This window comes from Microbacterium sp. NPDC055357, from assembly GCF_053644835.1.
Map to the genome: position 1 here is coordinate 157446 of NZ_JBSHLZ010000004.1, position 15026 is coordinate 172471.

The 15026-nt window shown below is 70.4% G+C and carries 14 protein-coding genes and 1 tRNA gene; 10 read left to right on the forward strand and 5 right to left on the reverse strand.

Annotated elements, in window-relative coordinates:
- Window positions 1-95 precede the first annotated feature (95 nt).
- Complete coding sequence (locus ACWICD_RS07700) at window positions 96-902, forward strand: TrmH family RNA methyltransferase (protein ID WP_454139902.1); 807 nt, start codon at window positions 96-98, stop codon at window positions 900-902.
- Here ACWICD_RS07700 and ACWICD_RS07705 read toward each other — a convergent pair.
- Window positions 893-1750 (reverse strand): SGNH/GDSL hydrolase family protein, encoded by an 858-nt coding sequence (locus ACWICD_RS07705; protein ID WP_454139833.1) that lies wholly within the window; start codon window positions 1748-1750, stop codon window positions 893-895. The genes ACWICD_RS07700 and ACWICD_RS07705 overlap by 10 nt on opposite strands.
- Window positions 1751-1877: 127 nt before the next feature.
- Here ACWICD_RS07705 and ACWICD_RS07710 point away from each other — a divergent pair, with 127 nt between their 5' ends.
- The gene (locus ACWICD_RS07710) at window positions 1878-3731 is read left to right on the forward strand and encodes a DEAD/DEAH box helicase (protein ID WP_454139834.1); all 1854 of its coding nucleotides are present in this window, start codon (window positions 1878-1880) and stop codon (window positions 3729-3731) included.
- A 107-nt stretch (window positions 3732-3838) separates the two neighbouring features.
- Entirely contained in the window at window positions 3839-4918 is a 1080-nt protein-coding gene (locus ACWICD_RS07715; RefSeq protein WP_376126474.1) for a VIT1/CCC1 transporter family protein, read from the forward strand.
- Here ACWICD_RS07715 and ACWICD_RS07720 read toward each other — a convergent pair.
- The 3 genes from ACWICD_RS07720 to ACWICD_RS07730 all read right to left on the reverse strand — a co-directional run bounded on the left by ACWICD_RS07720 (window position 4905) and on the right by ACWICD_RS07730 (window position 7144).
- Entirely contained in the window at window positions 4905-5705 is an 801-nt protein-coding gene (locus ACWICD_RS07720) for a helix-turn-helix domain-containing protein (protein WP_454139835.1), read from the reverse strand. The genes ACWICD_RS07715 and ACWICD_RS07720 overlap by 14 nt on opposite strands.
- A 52-nt stretch (window positions 5706-5757) precedes the next feature.
- Window positions 5758-6789 (reverse strand): helix-turn-helix domain-containing protein, encoded by a 1032-nt coding sequence (locus ACWICD_RS07725; protein WP_454139836.1) that lies wholly within the window; start codon window positions 6787-6789, stop codon window positions 5758-5760.
- A gap of 270 nt (window positions 6790-7059) precedes the next feature.
- A tRNA-Leu gene (locus tag ACWICD_RS07730) sits at window positions 7060-7144 on the reverse strand.
- An 89-nt stretch (window positions 7145-7233) separates the two neighbouring features.
- On the opposite strand from ACWICD_RS07730, the gene ACWICD_RS07735 reads away from it, so the two are divergent.
- Together ACWICD_RS07735 and ACWICD_RS07740 are read left to right on the forward strand one after the other, a co-directional pair.
- Window positions 7234-8535, forward strand: coding sequence for a M20/M25/M40 family metallo-hydrolase (locus tag ACWICD_RS07735; RefSeq protein ID WP_454139837.1), 1302 nt, complete (start codon window positions 7234-7236; stop codon window positions 8533-8535).
- A 9-nt stretch (window positions 8536-8544) separates the two neighbouring features.
- Window positions 8545-9372 carry an undecaprenyl-diphosphate phosphatase gene (locus ACWICD_RS07740; RefSeq protein WP_376126486.1) on the forward strand — a complete coding sequence of 276 codons (828 nt, stop codon included), beginning with the start codon at window positions 8545-8547 and terminating at the stop codon, window positions 9370-9372.
- 10 nt (window positions 9373-9382) lie between these two features.
- Here the strand turns inward: ACWICD_RS07740 and ACWICD_RS07745 are convergent, their stop codons facing one another.
- Window positions 9383-10246, reverse strand: a complete 864-nt coding sequence (locus ACWICD_RS07745) for a PAC2 family protein (RefSeq protein WP_454139838.1) — start codon at window positions 10244-10246, stop codon at window positions 9383-9385.
- Window positions 10247-10339: 93 nt separating this feature from the next.
- Between ACWICD_RS07745 and ACWICD_RS07750 the strand changes: the two genes are divergently transcribed.
- From ACWICD_RS07750 to ACWICD_RS07770, 5 genes are read left to right on the forward strand one after another with little or no spacing between them, the layout of a single operon-like run.
- On the forward strand, window positions 10340-11023 hold the full coding sequence (locus ACWICD_RS07750) for an HAD family hydrolase (RefSeq protein WP_454139839.1): 684 nt from the start codon (window positions 10340-10342) through the stop codon (window positions 11021-11023).
- Entirely contained in the window at window positions 11020-12033 is a 1014-nt protein-coding gene (locus tag ACWICD_RS07755) for a tRNA (adenine-N1)-methyltransferase (RefSeq protein WP_376126495.1), read from the forward strand. The genes ACWICD_RS07750 and ACWICD_RS07755 overlap by 4 nt, the downstream gene beginning before the upstream one ends.
- 9 nt (window positions 12034-12042) lie before the next feature.
- Complete coding sequence (locus ACWICD_RS07760) at window positions 12043-12996, forward strand: FKBP-type peptidyl-prolyl cis-trans isomerase (RefSeq protein WP_376126498.1); 954 nt, start codon at window positions 12043-12045, stop codon at window positions 12994-12996.
- Between the two features lie 45 nt (window positions 12997-13041).
- The gene (locus ACWICD_RS07765; protein ID WP_376126501.1) at window positions 13042-14037 is read left to right on the forward strand and encodes a helix-turn-helix transcriptional regulator; all 996 of its coding nucleotides are present in this window, start codon (window positions 13042-13044) and stop codon (window positions 14035-14037) included.
- Window positions 14034-14996 (forward strand): helix-turn-helix transcriptional regulator, encoded by a 963-nt coding sequence (locus tag ACWICD_RS07770; protein WP_454139840.1) that lies wholly within the window; start codon window positions 14034-14036, stop codon window positions 14994-14996. Before ACWICD_RS07765 ends, ACWICD_RS07770 begins: the two co-directional genes overlap by 4 nt.
- The last annotated feature ends 30 nt before the right edge of the window (window positions 14997-15026 follow it).

Here is a 15026-nt window from a genome sequence, read left to right on the forward strand (position 1 = left end):
CGAGACTGCAACGGGGCGCCGAGACTGCGGGGTTCACCCACGGTCTCGCCCTGCCGTTGCAGTCTCGCGGTCAGTGGGGCTGGGATAGTGGAGGGGTGGGGATCGAGATCGAGACGGCGGACGACCCGCGGCTGGCGGACTACCGGGATCTGACCGACATCGCGCTGCGGCGCGTGCTCGAGCCCGAGGGCGGGCTCTACATCGCCGAGTCGGCCAAGGTCATCGCCCGCGCCCTCGCCGCCGGCCACATGCCGCGGTCCGTCCTGGTGCAGGACAAGTGGGCGGATGCTGCGCGGGCACTGCTCGCCGAGCATCCGGGCGTGCCGCTCTACATCGTCACGTCCGAGGTCGCCGAGAGCCTCACCGGCTACGCCGTGCATCGCGGCGCCCTCGCGGCCATGCACCGTCCGCCCCTCCCGCCGCTCGGCGAGGTCGTCGACGGTGCTCAGCTGGTCGTCGTGCTCGAGGACATCGTCGACCACACGAACGTCGGTGCCATCTTCCGCGCGGCGGCCGGGCTGGGCGCCGACGCCGTCCTCATCAGCCCGCGGTGCGCCGACCCGCTGTATCGGCGCAGCGTGCGGGTGAGCATGGGCACGGTCTTCCAGGTGCCGTGGACGCGCCTGCCGGAGTGGTCCGACGCGCAGCGTGAGCTGCACGACCGCGGCTTCCACCTCGCGGCGCTCGCGCTCGACGACGACGCCGTGCCGTTGGATGCGTTCGCCGCCGCGGGCCATGACCGCGTCGCGCTGATGCTCGGCTCCGAGGGCGACGGGCTCTCGCGCCGCGCCCTCGCGGCATCCGACTCCCGCGTGATGATCCCGATGGCCGGTGGGGTCGATTCGCTCAACGTCGCGGCGGCCAGTGCCGTCGCGCTGTGGGAACTGCGGACTCAGACCTGATCGCCGCGCGGCTCGGCGGCATCCGCCTCCGGCGCGAGCGTGACGACCGGCAGCGGTTCGGGGCGCTTGGCGGTGACGTGATCGCCGGATGACTGATGCCGCAGACGCCGCAGCACCCAGGGCACGAGATACTCCCGCGCCCACACGAGGTCGTGTGCGCGTGCGGCGCGCCACGTGCGCCCCGGCAGGGGATCGGGCTGCATCGGCTGCAGATCGTTCGGCACGTTGAGCGACCGCAGCACCATGCGGGCGACTTCGTGGTGTCCGAGCGGGTTGTAGTGCAGCCGGTCGTCGTCGAAGAAGCGCATGTCCTGCACTTCCTTCAACGCCCATTGGTCGGCGACGATGCAGTCGTGCCGGTCGGCGATCGCGCGGATGTTCTCGTTGTAGATCGCGACCTTGCCACGGATGCCACGGAACACGGGCGTGAAGTTCGTGTCGATCCCGGTGAACACGACCAGGGTCGCGCCGCCGCTCGACAGCCGCACGACGGCGTCCTCGAACAGCTCGGCGACCGCGTCCGGATCCGAGCCGGGACGGATGACGTCGTTCCCGCCCGCGGAGAACGTGACGAGGTCGGGCTTGAGGGCGATCGCCGGTTCGATCTGGTCATCGACGATCTGCCGGATCAGCTTTCCTCGCACGGCGAGGTTCGCATACGCCAGATCTTCGACCTGCGAGCCGAGGACCTCGGCGACGCGATCGGCCCAGCCGCGGTGCTGATCGGTGCCGGGGATCGGATCGCCGATCCCCTCGGTGAACGAGTCGCCGATCGCGACGTAGCGTCGCCACGGGTGCTTTTCGACATTGGCGACGTAGGGGCTGCGGTGTGCATCGGTGATCGACATGCGCTCCTCCTCAGGTCGCGGCCGCTTTCGAGCGTAGCGCGCGCGCCGATCATGTCGGCGGCACGGATTAGGGTGGTCAATCGTGCTGTCCGCGGCTGTGGGACGGCCGTCGCGGAAAGGGGAGCCAGTGGACGACGCGATCGCCGCTGCCGAACCGGTGACGACCGACGTGCCCGAGCACTTCGGCAGCTTCGCCGCCGAGCAGCTGTCGCCCGCGTATCCGCAGCGTGCCCCGTGGGGTACGGCTCAGCGACTTCGGGCCTGGCAGGCAGAGGCGCTCGACCTGTACTTCGGTCTCGACGGACCTGACGGTCCCGGCGGCGGTCCGCGGGACTTCCTCGCCGCCGCGACCCCCGGCGCCGGCAAGACGACCTTCGCCCTGCGGCTCGCGAGCGAGCTGCTGCGCCGTGGCATCGTGGAGCGCATCGTCGTCGTCGCGCCGACCGAGCACCTCAAGACCCAGTGGGCGGATGCCGCGGCTCGCGTCTCGATCCGCCTCGATCCGCACTTCAGCAACCGCCATGGTCTGCCGTCGCGGCAGTTCCACGGCGTCGCGGTCACCTACGCGCAGGTCGCCGTCAAATCGTCGGTGCACGAACGGCTCATCCATGACCGGCGCACGCTGGTGATCCTCGACGAGGTCCACCACGGCGGTGACGCGCTCAGCTGGGGCGACGCGCTGCGCGAGGCGTACGGCCGCGCGACACGGCGACTGCTGCTGTCGGGGACCCCGTTTCGCAGCGACACCGCACCGATCCCGTTCGTCGAATACCACCCCGACGACAAGGGCATCCGCGTCTCGCGCACCGATTACAACTACGGGTACCGTCGTGCGCTCGAAGACGGCGTCGTGCGGCCCGTGCTCTTCCTCGTCTACGCCGGCCAGATGCGCTGGCGCACCAAGACGGGCGACGAGATGGAGGCGCAGCTCGGGCAGGACAACACGAAGGACGTCACGGCGCAGGCGTGGCGCACGGCGCTCGATCCCGAGGGGGAGTGGATCCCCGCCGTACTGCGCTCGGCGGACCGGCGCCTGAGCGAAGTGCGCGAGCAGGTTCCGGATGCCGGTGGCCTCGTGATCGCGACGGATCAGACCGCCGCACGGGCCTATGCCGAGATCCTCGACCGGCTCACGGGTGAGCCGACGACCGTCGTGCTGTCCGACGAGGAGGGCGCGTCGGCACGCATCGAGCAGTTCGCGAACAACACCCGGCGCTGGATGGTCGCCGTCCGCATGGTGTCGGAGGGCGTCGACGTGCCGCGACTGGCGGTCGGCGTGTACGCCACCAGCGCCTCGACGCCGCTGTTCTTCGCGCAGGCGATCGGTCGCTTCGTCCGCGCGCGGCGCCGCGGCGAGACGGCGAGTGTCTTCCTGCCGAACGTTCCGCAGCTGCTCGCCCTCGCCAACGCCATGGAGGTCGAACGCGACCACGCCCTCGACCGCGAGAGCGAGGATGACGAGTGGGCGCTCGATGACGACCTGCTCGACGCCGCCGAGCAGGGCGACAGGGCTTCGGATGCCCTGACGTACGAGTTCACTTACCAGGCGCTCGGATCCCTCGCCCACTTCGACCGCGTGCTCTACGACGGCAAGGAGTTCGGCCAGCTCGCTGTGCCCGGCACTCCCGAAGAAGAGGAGTTCCTGGGGCTGCCCGGCCTGCTCGAGCCCGAGCACGTGCACGAGCTGCTCGTGCAGCGTCAGGCACGTCAGAGCCGCCACCGTCGGGTGCGCGAATCGCAGCAGCCGGCGCCCGACGATCCCGCGCCCGATGTCCCGCCGGCGGCCCTGCATCGCACGCTGAAGGAGCAGCGCCAGCTGCTGAACAGCCTCGTGGGGCTGTATGCGCGGCAATCCGGCGAGCCGCACGGTGCCGTGCACGCCGAGCTGCGCCGCGTGTGCGGAGGCCCGAGCGTCGCACAGGCGACCGTTGCGCAACTGCAGGCCCGCATCGACCTGCTGCGCGCCCGCGTGCGGTCGTGAGCGGCGTTCGGGGGTCCGAAATGCTGGTAATCCGCGCTCTCGCCCCCTCGTCGTCGTCACGGCGTCGCTAGCGTGGAGGCATCCGTCACCCTGCCCGGAGGCCTCGATTGACCGCGCCCGCTGAACCGACCGCCCGCGACCGACGCCGGTGGGCGCGGTACCTCGTGAACGAGCGCGCCGAGGCCCAGGTCTACCGTCAGCTCGCGACGCGCCGCGATGGTGAAGAGCGCGACATCCTGCTGGCGCTCGCCGAGGCCGAAGGGCGGCACGAGGCGCACTGGCTGCACCTGCTCGGGGGCGAGCCCGTCCATGCGCCCCGGCCCGAGACGCGCACGCTCGTGCTGGGCTGGATGGCGAAGCGGTTCGGGTGGATCTTCGTGCTCGCCCTCGCCCAGAACGCCGAAGCGCGCTCGCCGTACGACGACGAGCCGTTCGCGACACCTCGCATGGCGGCGGATGAGCGCATCCACCACGAGGTCGTGCGGGGGCTCGCCGCGCGCGGGCGCCGCCGTCTGTCCGGCACGTTCCGCGCGGCGGTGTTCGGCGCGAACGACGGACTCGTCTCGAACCTCGCCCTCGTGCTCGGCATCGGCGCGACGGGAGTGGATTCGCGGTTCGTGCTGTTCTCCGGCATCGCCGGCCTGCTCGCGGGTGCCCTGTCGATGGCGGCGGGCGAGTTCGTGTCGGTGCGCTCGCAGCGTGAGCTGCTCGACGCCACCGAACCCAGCGAATATACGGCCGCCGCGCTGCTGGACCTCGACCTCGACGCGAACGAACTGGCGCTGGTGTACCGCACGCGGGGGATGCCCGAGATCGAGGCCCTCGACCGTGCCCGGCGCGCCGTGGCCGCCGCCCAGGCCGGCGACGAGGCGCCCGTTCGACCCGAGCGGGCCCGCGCCCACGACGTCGTCGGAAACGCGTGGAGTGCCGCGCTGTCGAGCTTCCTGTTCTTCGCGTCGGGAGCGATCATCCCCGTGCTGCCGTGGCTCTTCGGGCTGTCCGGGCTCGCGGCCGTGGTCACCGCGCTCGTCCTCGTCGGTGCGGCGCTGCTGTGCACGGGCGCCACGGTGGGGCTGCTGTCGGGCGCGCCGCCGTGGCGGCGTGCTCTGCGCCAGCTGGCGATCGGGTTCGGTGCGGCCGCTGTCACTTACGCGCTCGGTCTGGCCTTCGGCGTCACGCTCGGCTGAGGTCGCTGTCTCGTGCCGCGCACTCTGCTCCGTCGCGGTACTCCGTGGGTGTCACCCCGAAGCGGCGCATGACGTGCACGCGCAGACGGGATGCGCTCGTGAAGCCGGACATGAGCGCGACCTCGGTGATCGACAGGTCGGACTGTTCGCGCAGCAGGTCGCACGCCGTGGCGAGGCGGCGCTCGGCGAGCATGGCGGCGACGCCGTCTCCGCGCGCGAAGCGGTAGAGCTGGCGACGGCTGAAGTGCAGTCTCTGTGCGATGCCGTCCACATCCAGCAGCGGGTCGCGGTGGTGGGCGTCGATGAACGCCTCGAGCTGGGCGGTCAGCGACGAGTCGTCGACCTCGTCGCTTCGGCTCGCGTGCTGCAGCACGACGGCACGGATGAGGCTCAGAGCCACGTCTTCCACGTGCTCGAGATGGTCGCGCTGCGCTGCCAGGTCGCGCTGCAGGCTGCGCAGCATCGAGCGTGAAGCCCGCACGAGCGGGGTCATCGGCAGATGCACCAGGGTCGGGAGAACGTGCAGTCCCACACGTTCCCGCGGCACGGCGAGCGCGACGGCGGGATCGTCGCCGGGCACGGGGAGGGGCAGGTCCGTCTGCGAGAAGAGGAACGTCGACACGATGGGCCGGCTCGCATCTCGTACGTGCTGTCGCTGACGCGTGTGCACCAGCGCGATCTGCGGCAGTGTCAGGTCCCGAGCGGCGCGCACCACGCTCGCCGCCGTTCCCGCCAGGAGGGCGCACGCGGACGAACCGACGAAGAAGGTGGCCTTGGGGATGCTCATCGTCGTCATTCCAGCGCGGACGCGCGGTGACCGCCATCGGAGAACCGATGCGTCAGGAGCGGATACACGAAGCAGGGCGTCCCAGCAGCGCCGAGGGGGCGATCCCGTATGCCGCCCGGAAGTGCCCGGCGAACTCGCCGGGGTGGAAGAACCCGCACGCATTCGCGATAGAGGTCACCGTCGTCGATGCCGGGTCTGCCGCCGTGAGCATTCGGTGGGCCCGTTCGAGGCGCTTCGTGCGCAGCCACGCCGACGGTGTCGTGCCGACCGCCTTGCGGAACGCGAGCTGCAGTCCGCGCGGACTCACACCGACCGCCGCAGCGACGGCGGCGAACGAGACGGGCTCGCTCACGCGGTCGAGCATGTACTCCATCGCGGCGCGGACACGCGCGGAACGGACGTCGCCGCGGGCGGGCAGCCGTTCGCGAAAGGACGGGACGCTCAGCAGCAGACTCTCCAGTGCGACGTCTTGCAGTCGATTCCGCAGGTCGGGATCGCCGAGCGGTCCGGTCTCGTCGACGAGGAGAGCGAGTGCTTCCAACATGCGCAGCACGGCGTCGGGCAGGTCGAAGGTCGTCAGCGGCATATCGAGGACATCGCCGACGTCACCGAGCAGGAGGGATGCCGCGACCCGCTCGATGCGTGAGCGCGATACCGCGACGAGCACCTGCTCGTAATCGGCGTCGATGTCCGAACGGAACTCGCGGTACGGCGCGATGACCGTCGTATCGCTCGACGCGATCGGTACGCTCTCGTTGCCGTAGCGAAGTCGCGCCGTGCCCGCCATCGAGAGCGGGAACAGGAAGCTGTCGGGCTCGTCGTCGCCCGGGATGACCGAGACATCGGCGCCGTAGGTCACTCGGCTGACGGCGATGTCCCCGAGGGGCAGTGCGGTCAGCCGCGCATCGAGACGGGCGTCGGGCGAGCGGGGCAGGATCGTGTGCGGGCGGGTGACGCGCGTCGCGATCTCGGCGAACTCATCGGCATCGTGCACGTCTTCCACGAGCGTGATTCCTCGGGTATCGACGATCTCGGCAAGACGGGTCCCACTCACGGCGCGCATCACTCCTCGGCTCGCTGCCATGATCGCGGTCCTCCCGACCGGCCGCAACCCGGTGTGCGCGACCTGTCCCTCACGAGGGTTCGCGACCGACCCGCGGGGACAGAACGAAAAGGCCCCCTTTCGGGGGCCTTTTCATTTTGTGCGCGAGGGGGGACTTGTCCCTACCGCCCTCCACACGCCGCTGCGCGGCGCGCGGAGCCTCCGCGGCAGGGGCCCACCCCTCACGAGGGTTCGCGACCGACCCGCGGGGACAAAACAAAAAGGCCCCCTTTCGGGGGCCTTTTCATTTTGTGCGCGAGGGGGGACTTGAACCCCCACGCCCTATACGGGCACTAGCACCTCAAGCTAGCGCGTCTACCAATTCCGCCACCCGCGCGAGGTGGTTTTCGGTTTCGCAACCGAGGGTCGACATTAGCACGTTCCGGCGGACGAAACCGAATCGAGCGGGCAGGTAGGTTAGTCCGCATGCCCACACCCGACACGACGCTGCCGGAGGTCGTCGCGGTCGCACGCGATCTCATCCGCATCGACACGACCAACCACGGCGAAGGCAACGCCCGGGGCGAGCGTGAAGCGGCTGAATACGCCGGGTCATACCTCGAGGGGCTCGGTCTCACGACGCAGTACTTCGAGCCCGTTCCGCGCCGGACCAACGTGTGCGCGCGCGTGCCCGGGCGGGATCGGTCTCGTCCCGCACTCGTGCTGCACGGTCACCTCGATGTCGTACCGGCCATCGCCGAGGACTGGAGCGTCGATCCGTTCGCCGGCGAGATCCGCGACGGCATGCTGTGGGGCCGCGGCGCGGTCGACATGAAGGACATGGACGCCATGATCCTCACCTCGATCGGCGACATCCTGCGCGCGGGGGAGCAGCCCGCGCGCGACATCATCGTGACGTTCTTCGCAGACGAAGAAGCCGGGGGCGCGGAAGGATCCGCGCTCGTCGTGCGCGACCGACCGGAATGGTTCGCGGGCGCGACCGAGGCCATCAGCGAGGTCGGCGGGTACTCCATCGCGACAGGCGACAAGCGCGCCTACCTGCTGCAGACGGGGGAGAAGGCGCTGTGCTGGATCCGACTCCGCGCTCACGGGCGTGCCGGGCACGGCAGTCGAGTGCACCCGGACAACGCCGTGACGCGGCTCGCCCAAGCGGTCGCCGCCCTCGGGCGCACGTCATGGCCGCTCGCGATGACGCCGACGACGCGCCGCATGGTCGACGACCTGGCGATGCTCGCCGATGCCGACCCCGCCGATCCCGATGCCGTCGCCGAGCGGTATGGCGCGGCATCCGCTTTTCTGCGCTCGACGTTCCGCACGACGGCGAACCCGACCGGACTCACTGCCGGATACAAGCACAACGTCATCCCCGACACGGCCGAAGCGCTCATCGACGTGCGCACGCTTCCCGGGCAGGAGGACGCCGTCCTCAGTGAGATCCAGCGCATCGTCGGAGCCGACATCGACGTCGAGACCGTCGTGCGCGACGTCGGCCTCGAGGCGTCCTTCGAGGGCGGGCTCGTCGACGCGATGGTCGCCGCCCTCGGCCGCCACGATCCGGGCGTCCCGGTGATCCCGTACCTGCTGGGCGCCGGAACCGACAACAAGGCGCTCGCGAAGCTCGGCATCGCCGGCTACGGCTTCGCGCCGCTGCGGCTGCCCGCCGATCTGGATTTCACCGGCATGTTCCACGGTGTCGACGAACGTGTTCCGCTGGACGCGCTCGTCTTCGGGCAGCGCGTGCTGACCGACCTGCTCCGCACCTACTGAAGGACCCGAATGCACCTTTTCGAGGCGATCATCCTCGGACTCGTCCAGGGACTGACCGAGTTCCTCCCGATCTCGTCCAGCGCCCACCTGCGGATCCTCGGCGAGCTCCTGCCGTCTGCGGAAGACCCGGGCGCGGCCTTCACGGCGATCACGCAGATCGGCACCGAGGCGGCGGTCGTCGTGTTCTTCTGGCACGACATCGTGCGGATCATCGGCAATTGGTGCAGGGCGCTGGCAGGGCGCATCCCGCACAGCGATCCGGACGCCCGGATGGGCTGGCTGATCATCATCGGCAGCATCCCGATCGTCGTGCTGGGGCTGCTGTTCCAGGACCAGATCGAGACGACGTTCCGGTCGCTGTGGCTCGTCGCGGCGATGCTGATCCTCTTCGGTGTGCTGCTGGGCATCGCCGACCATGTCGGGGCGAAGAAGCGCAAGCTCCGCCAGCTGACGGTGGGAGACGGCGTCGTCTACGGGTTCGCGCAGTCGCTCGCGCTCATCCCGGGTGTGTCACGCTCGGGGGGCACGATCACCGCGGGGCTGTTCATGGGATATGAGCGCGCGGCGGCCGCACGCTACGCCTTCCTGCTGGCCATTCCGGCCGTCTTCGGCAGCGGCTTCTATCAGCTGTTCAAGAGCTGGGGCGAGCCGGCGGTGTTCACGCTCGGTGAGACGGCCATCGCGACCGGTGTCGCGTTCGTCGTCGCGCTCGGCGTCATCGCGTTCTTCATGAGCTGGATCTCCAAGCGCAGCTTCCTGCCGTTCGTGATCTACCGCGTCGCGCTCGGCTCACTCGTCCTCGTGCTGCTGAGCACGGGGGTGCTGCAGGCGCAGTGATCGTCCGCCGCTAACGGCGCGGGTCGTCGCGCCCGGGCTTTCCGGGGCCCTCGGACCCCCGGCGCAGGTACTTCTCGAACTCCTGCGCGATCGCGTCGCCCGAGGCCTCGGGTGAGTCCCATGTGTCGCGCGTGTGCTCGAGTTGGCGGATGTACTCGGTCATCTCGTCGTCGTCCGCGGCGGCGGCATCGATCGAGGCCTCCCACGCGGCAGCCTGCGCGGGCAGCTCACCGGGCGAGATCTCGGCCGACGTGAGCTCGCCGAGCCGCTCGAGGAGCGCGAGAGTCGCTTTGGGAGAGGGCGTGTGGCCCGCGACGTAGTGCGGCACGCTCGCCCAGAGGCCGGCAGAGGGGATGCCGGCGGTGTCGGCGGCGTCGGTGAGCACGCTCATGATGCCGACGGGGCCCTCGTACGTGCTGCGTTCGAGCTTGAGCGCCGCACGCAGGCTCTCGTTCTCGCTGCCCGCGAAGATCGAGATCGGTCGTGTGTGCGGCACGTCGGACATCATCGAGCCGAGGCAGACGAGCCCCGAGACGTCTTCTCGCAAAGCGACATCGATGAGTTCGCCGGCGTAGGCCTGCCATGCCCGCGCGGGCTCGACGCCCGTGAGCAGCCACAGCTCGGTGGATCCCGTCGCATGCGTTGGCCGCAGGAGCGTCGTCTCGGGCCAGCGCAGCGACCGCCGGCCCTCGCCGTCGGCCTCGATGTGCGGCCGCGTGTACTGGTAGTCGAAGTACAGTTCGGGGTCGACGGAGAAGACGGGTTCGTACTCGTCCGCCGCACGCAGATGGGCGATGGCCGACGAGGCAGCCTCCCCGGCGTCGTTCCATCCGTCGAACGCAGCGACGACGACTCTCCGACCCAGTCCGGACACACGGCCTCCTCCGCCCGCGGCGCGGGCTTCTACCAGGATAGGCGCCAGCCCCGGCCGCCCGGCAGCCGGTACGCCGCTGGATACGATGGAACGATGACCTCTGCACCTCTTGCCGCCGTCCTGTGGGACATGGACGGAACCCTCGTCGACACCGAGTCGCACTGGATGGCGGCCGAGGCCGCGCTCGTGGGCCGCTTCAGCGGTGAGTGGACGCCGGAGCAGGCGCTGAGCCTGGTGGGACTGGGGCTCGCCGATGCTGCGCGCATCCTGCAGGACGCCGGCGTACGCATGAGCGTCGAGGACATCGTCGACCACCTGACCGACACGGTCATGAGCACCATCGCCGCCGAGGGCGTGCCGTTCCGGCCCGGCGCACGCGAGCTGCTGCGCGATCTGCGCGCCGCCGGAATCAAGACCGGGCTCGTCACGATGTCGATGCGCCGCATGGCGAGCGCGATCGCCGACCTCATCGGCGACGACATGTTCGACGTCGTCGTCGCCGGAGACGACGCCACACGACCGAAGCCCTTCCCCGACCCCTACCTGCAGGCATGCGAGGCGCTCGGGGTCGCCCCCGAGCAGACCGCCGCGATCGAAGACTCCCCGAACGGGATGCGCTCGGCTGTCGCGTCGGGCGCCACGTCGATCGGCGTGCCGCTCATGGTGTCTCTCGAGGGGGTCGGCGCCCACGCGATCTGGCCGACGCTCGAGGGGCGCACGACCGCCGACGTCTCGGCCGTCCACATGTCGCGTCGCACGAGCGGAGACGCCCCGTGACCGAGCAACCCCGCGGGCCCTTCCGGCTCGGCGACCGCGTTCAGCTGACCGGTCCCAAGGGGCGTCTGCACACGATCACGCTGCGCGAGGACGGCGAGCTGCACACCCACCACGGAGTGCTGCCGCACAGCGCGCTCGTCGGGCTGCCGGACGGTTCGGTCGTGGCCAACAGCGCCGGGCACGAATACCTCGCCCTGCGTCCTCTGCTGCGCGACTTCGTCATGTCGATGCCGCGCGGCGCCGCGATCGTCTACCCGAAGGATGCCGCGCAGATCGTCACGCAGGCCGACGTCTTCCCCGGATCCGTCGTCGTCGAAGCGGGTGTCGGGTCGGGTGCGCTGTCGCTGTCGCTGCTGCGTGCGGTCGGCGCGACGGGACGCGTCGTGTCGTTCGAGCGCCGCGAGGAGTTCGCCGAGGTCGCCACGGCCAACGTCAGCACATTCCTCGGCGGAACGCCCGAGAACTGGCAGGTCGTCGTGGGCGACCTGGTGGCGTCCTTGCCCGCCGCGGTCGCCCAGGGCTCCGTCGATCGCGTCGTGCTCGACATGCTCGCCCCGTGGGAGTGCATCGACGTCGTCGCCGAGGCGCTGACCCCCGGCGGCGTCGTGCTCTGCTATGTCGCGACGGCGACCCAGTTGAGTCGCGTCGCGGAGTACATCCGCGGCACGGGACTGTTCACCGAGCCCGACGCGAACGAGACGATGGTGCGCGGCTGGCACGTCGAGGGACTGGCTGTGCGGCCCGATCATCGCATGGTCGCGCACACCGGCTTCCTGATCTGGGCGCGACGACTGGCCCCCGGAGCAGTCCTGCCCGAGGTCAAACGTCGTGCGTCGAAGTCGAGCTACGGCGACGAGGACGTCGAGCTGTGGACTCCCGGAGCGGTGGGGGACCGCCAGATCTCCGACAAGAATCTGCGCAAGCGCGTGCGCGAGGCGCAGAAGGCCGCCGACGGCGCGCGCATCGCCGCAGAAGGGCGCGCGCCCGGCGAGACCACGTCTTCCACTTAGGATGTCCAGGTGCGCAGATTCCCACTGATCCCCGCGGCCGTCTCGGTTCTCGGCCTCGCCGCCGTCGGCCTCGTCGGGTGCACAGCGCCCTCGAGCGCGGCATGCGAGCGTCCTGACCTGGACCGTGCCGTCCTCGACGCGGTGACGGTCTCGACCGACATCGACACCGCCGCCGAGATCTCGGTGTACCCGCAGTTCCGTGCGACCGACATCGCCGTGCGCGACGTCGTGACGGGCGAGGGCATGGCGGTCGAGAACGACGGTCAGCTCGTGGGGCTCAACCTCACGATCGTGAACGGCCGCACGGGCGAGCCCGCTCTCGAGCAGGCCTACAACCCGATTCCGCTCACGGTGCTGCAGGGTGCGATCCCCGCGCTGCCCGAGATCCTGCACTGCGCGACCGAAGGCACCCGCACCGTCGTCGCACTCGCACCCGGTGACATCGAAGAGGGTTCCGCCACCTCGATCGGCATCGGCCCTGACGACTCGGCCGTCGCCGTCATCGACGTACGCACCGTGTACCGCGCCAAGGCCGACGGCGCCGATGTCTTCCAGTCCGGCTTCGGTCTTCCGAGCGTCGTGCGTGCGACCAACGGGCGTCCCGGTGTCACGATCCCGGACGCGGCGCCCCCGACCGAGGTCGTGGTGCAGACGATCAAGCGCGGCACCGGTCCCGTCGTGACGGGGGAGCAGCCCGTGCGCATCCATCTCACGGGCACCGTCTGGGAGACCCGCGAGGAATTCCAGTCGACGTGGGAGAGCGAACCGCCGTCCATCACGCTCGGCTCGTTCCTGCCGGCGCTCGATGAGGCGCTCGAGGGCGAGACGGTCGGCTCCCAGGTGCTCGTCGTCGTTCCGCCGTCGGAGGGCTTCGGAAACGAGGCGCAGGGCGCCGTCCCGGCGAACTCGACGCTCGTGTTCGTCGTCGACATCCTCGGGCTCGACGACGCACCGACGCAGTAGCCACGGCTCCGGCCCCGACCGCGGCACCGACCCTAAGATGAGGAGGTGCCCGCGAACGCCCCTGCCAAGAGTCCGCCCGAAGAGCGGCTGGTCAATCTCGTCGTGGCGCTGATGGCGACCGAGCAGGGGCTGACGAAGGACACGATCCTGCGCTCCGTCGCGGGGTACCGGGAGCAGGCGGATGCCGGTGCCTCCAAGGACGCGCTCGAGAAGATGTTCGAGCGCGACAAGGAGAACCTGCGCGGTCTCGGCATCCCGATCGAGACGATCGGCGACTGGGCGGATCCCGATGACCTGCGCGAAGCCCGGTATCGCGTGCCCACGGCGGAATACGAACTTCCGGAGGACATCGTCTTCACACCCGCCGAAGTCGCGCTCCTGACCCTCGCGGGCGGTGTGTGGAGCGAGAGCTCGCTGTCGGCCGATGCGCGCAGCGGTCTGCGCAAGATCCGGGCACTCGGGATCCCCGTGGACGAGCCGATCATCGGGTTCTCTCCGCGCATCAGCGTGCGCGAGCCGAGCTTCACCGCCCTGCAGCGGGCGATCGAGCAGGCGCGCGTCGTGCGCTTCTCCTATCTCAAGCCGGGCGAGAAGACCGCGCGCCGACGTCGCATGCAGCCGCTCGCGCTCGTCGAGTACGAGGCGCGCTGGCATGTGTACGGCATCGACACGGATGCCGCGGCCGAGCGCACGTTCCTGCTCTCGCGCATCGTGGGCGATGTCGAGCTGACAAGGGAGTCCTTCGATGCGACATCGCGTGAGCGGGCCGGCGAGCGCGCACTGACCGGCCTCAACGACGTCGCGGCGCGCAACGTCGCGCTGCTCGAGGTCACTCCGGGAACCGAAGCGGCCCTGCGGCTGGGTCGGCGCGCGACGCCGGCCGAACAGGGCATCCGCGTGTCGTTCGTCGACGTCCACTTCTTCGCCGACGAACTGGCCTCGTACGGCCCCGAAGTGCGTGTCGTCGAGCCGCACGATCTGCGCGAGCACGTCATCGCGCGGCTCGAGGCCGCCGCCGCCCTGCACGGAGCCGACCGATGACGCACCGTAAGCCGCTCGTCGCGACCGACCGCGCCGCCCTCCTGCTGCAGCTCGTGCCGTATCTCGTCGGCAAGGGCGAGGTCTCCGTCGCCGAGGCCGCCGAGGAGTTCGACGTCGACCCCGAGCAGATGCGTGGCATGGTCGAGAAGCTCACCGTCATCGGGCTGCCCGGCGACGGCGGATATTGGCAGATGGCGAACGATCTGTTCGACATCGACTGGGATCTGCTCGACCGGCACGGCGTCATCTCGATCACGAACGCCGTCGGTCTCGAGCGCGCGCCCCGGCTCACCGCCCGTGAGGCGGCCGCGCTGCTGGCCGGGCTGCAGCTGGCGCGCACGATCCCCGGCGTCGGCGACACCGAGCTGTTCTCGGCCCTGCTCGCCAAGCTCGCCCGCGGCGCGTCGGCGGCGCCCGCCGACGTCATCGTCGCCCCGGGCCCCGTCGATGCCGTGCGCGACGTCGTCGCGGCGGCGCTGCAGCGGCGCGTCGCGGTGTCGTTCACGTACAAGGCTCCGGATGCCGCGCCCACGACCCGTACGGTCGATCCTGTCAAGGTCGTCATCGCGGACGGACAGTGGTACCTGCAGGGCTGGTGTCACCTGCGCGAGGGCATGCGCACGTTCCACCTCGACCGCGTCAGCGACCCCGAACTCACCGACATCGCCACGACCCACGGCGAGGACCGGGTGCCGGACTGGTTCGAAGAGGGCGAAGGCCGTGATGTCGTGACCCTGCGCTTCGCGCAGGACGTCGCCCCCCTCGTGGGCGACTACCTCGCCCGTGCGACGCTGAAGACGACCGACGGCGTGACGCTGGCGACGATGCGTGTCGCCGACGAGGTGAGCGTGCGCCGGCTCGTCACACGTCGCGGCGGCGCCGTCGAGGTCGTCGAGCCCGAAGCGGCCCGCCGTGCGGCGGCGGATTGGGCCGCGGCCGCACTCGCGCTCTACCGGTGACACCACCCGCGCAACTCGCCCGTCACGGGC

Bases quoted from the DNA above. Each gene is read 5' to 3' on its own strand.
- ACWICD_RS07705 (WP_454139833.1), bottom strand. From the start codon at position 1,750: ATGTCGATCACCGATGCACACCGCAGCCCCTACGTCGCCAATGTCGAA.
- ACWICD_RS07720 (WP_454139835.1), bottom strand. From the start codon at position 5,705: ATGAGCATCCCCAAGGCCACCTTCTTCGTCGGTTCGTCCGCGTGCGCC.
- ACWICD_RS07725 (WP_454139836.1), bottom strand. From the start codon at position 6,789: ATGGCAGCGAGCCGAGGAGTGATGCGCGCCGTGAGTGGGACCCGTCTT.
- ACWICD_RS07735 (WP_454139837.1), top strand. From the start codon at position 7,234: ATGCCCACACCCGACACGACGCTGCCGGAGGTCGTCGCGGTCGCACGC.
- ACWICD_RS07740 (WP_376126486.1), top strand. From the start codon at position 8,545: ATGCACCTTTTCGAGGCGATCATCCTCGGACTCGTCCAGGGACTGACC.
- ACWICD_RS07750 (WP_454139839.1), top strand. From the start codon at position 10,340: ATGACCTCTGCACCTCTTGCCGCCGTCCTGTGGGACATGGACGGAACC.
- ACWICD_RS07770 (WP_454139840.1), top strand. From the start codon at position 14,034: ATGACGCACCGTAAGCCGCTCGTCGCGACCGACCGCGCCGCCCTCCTG.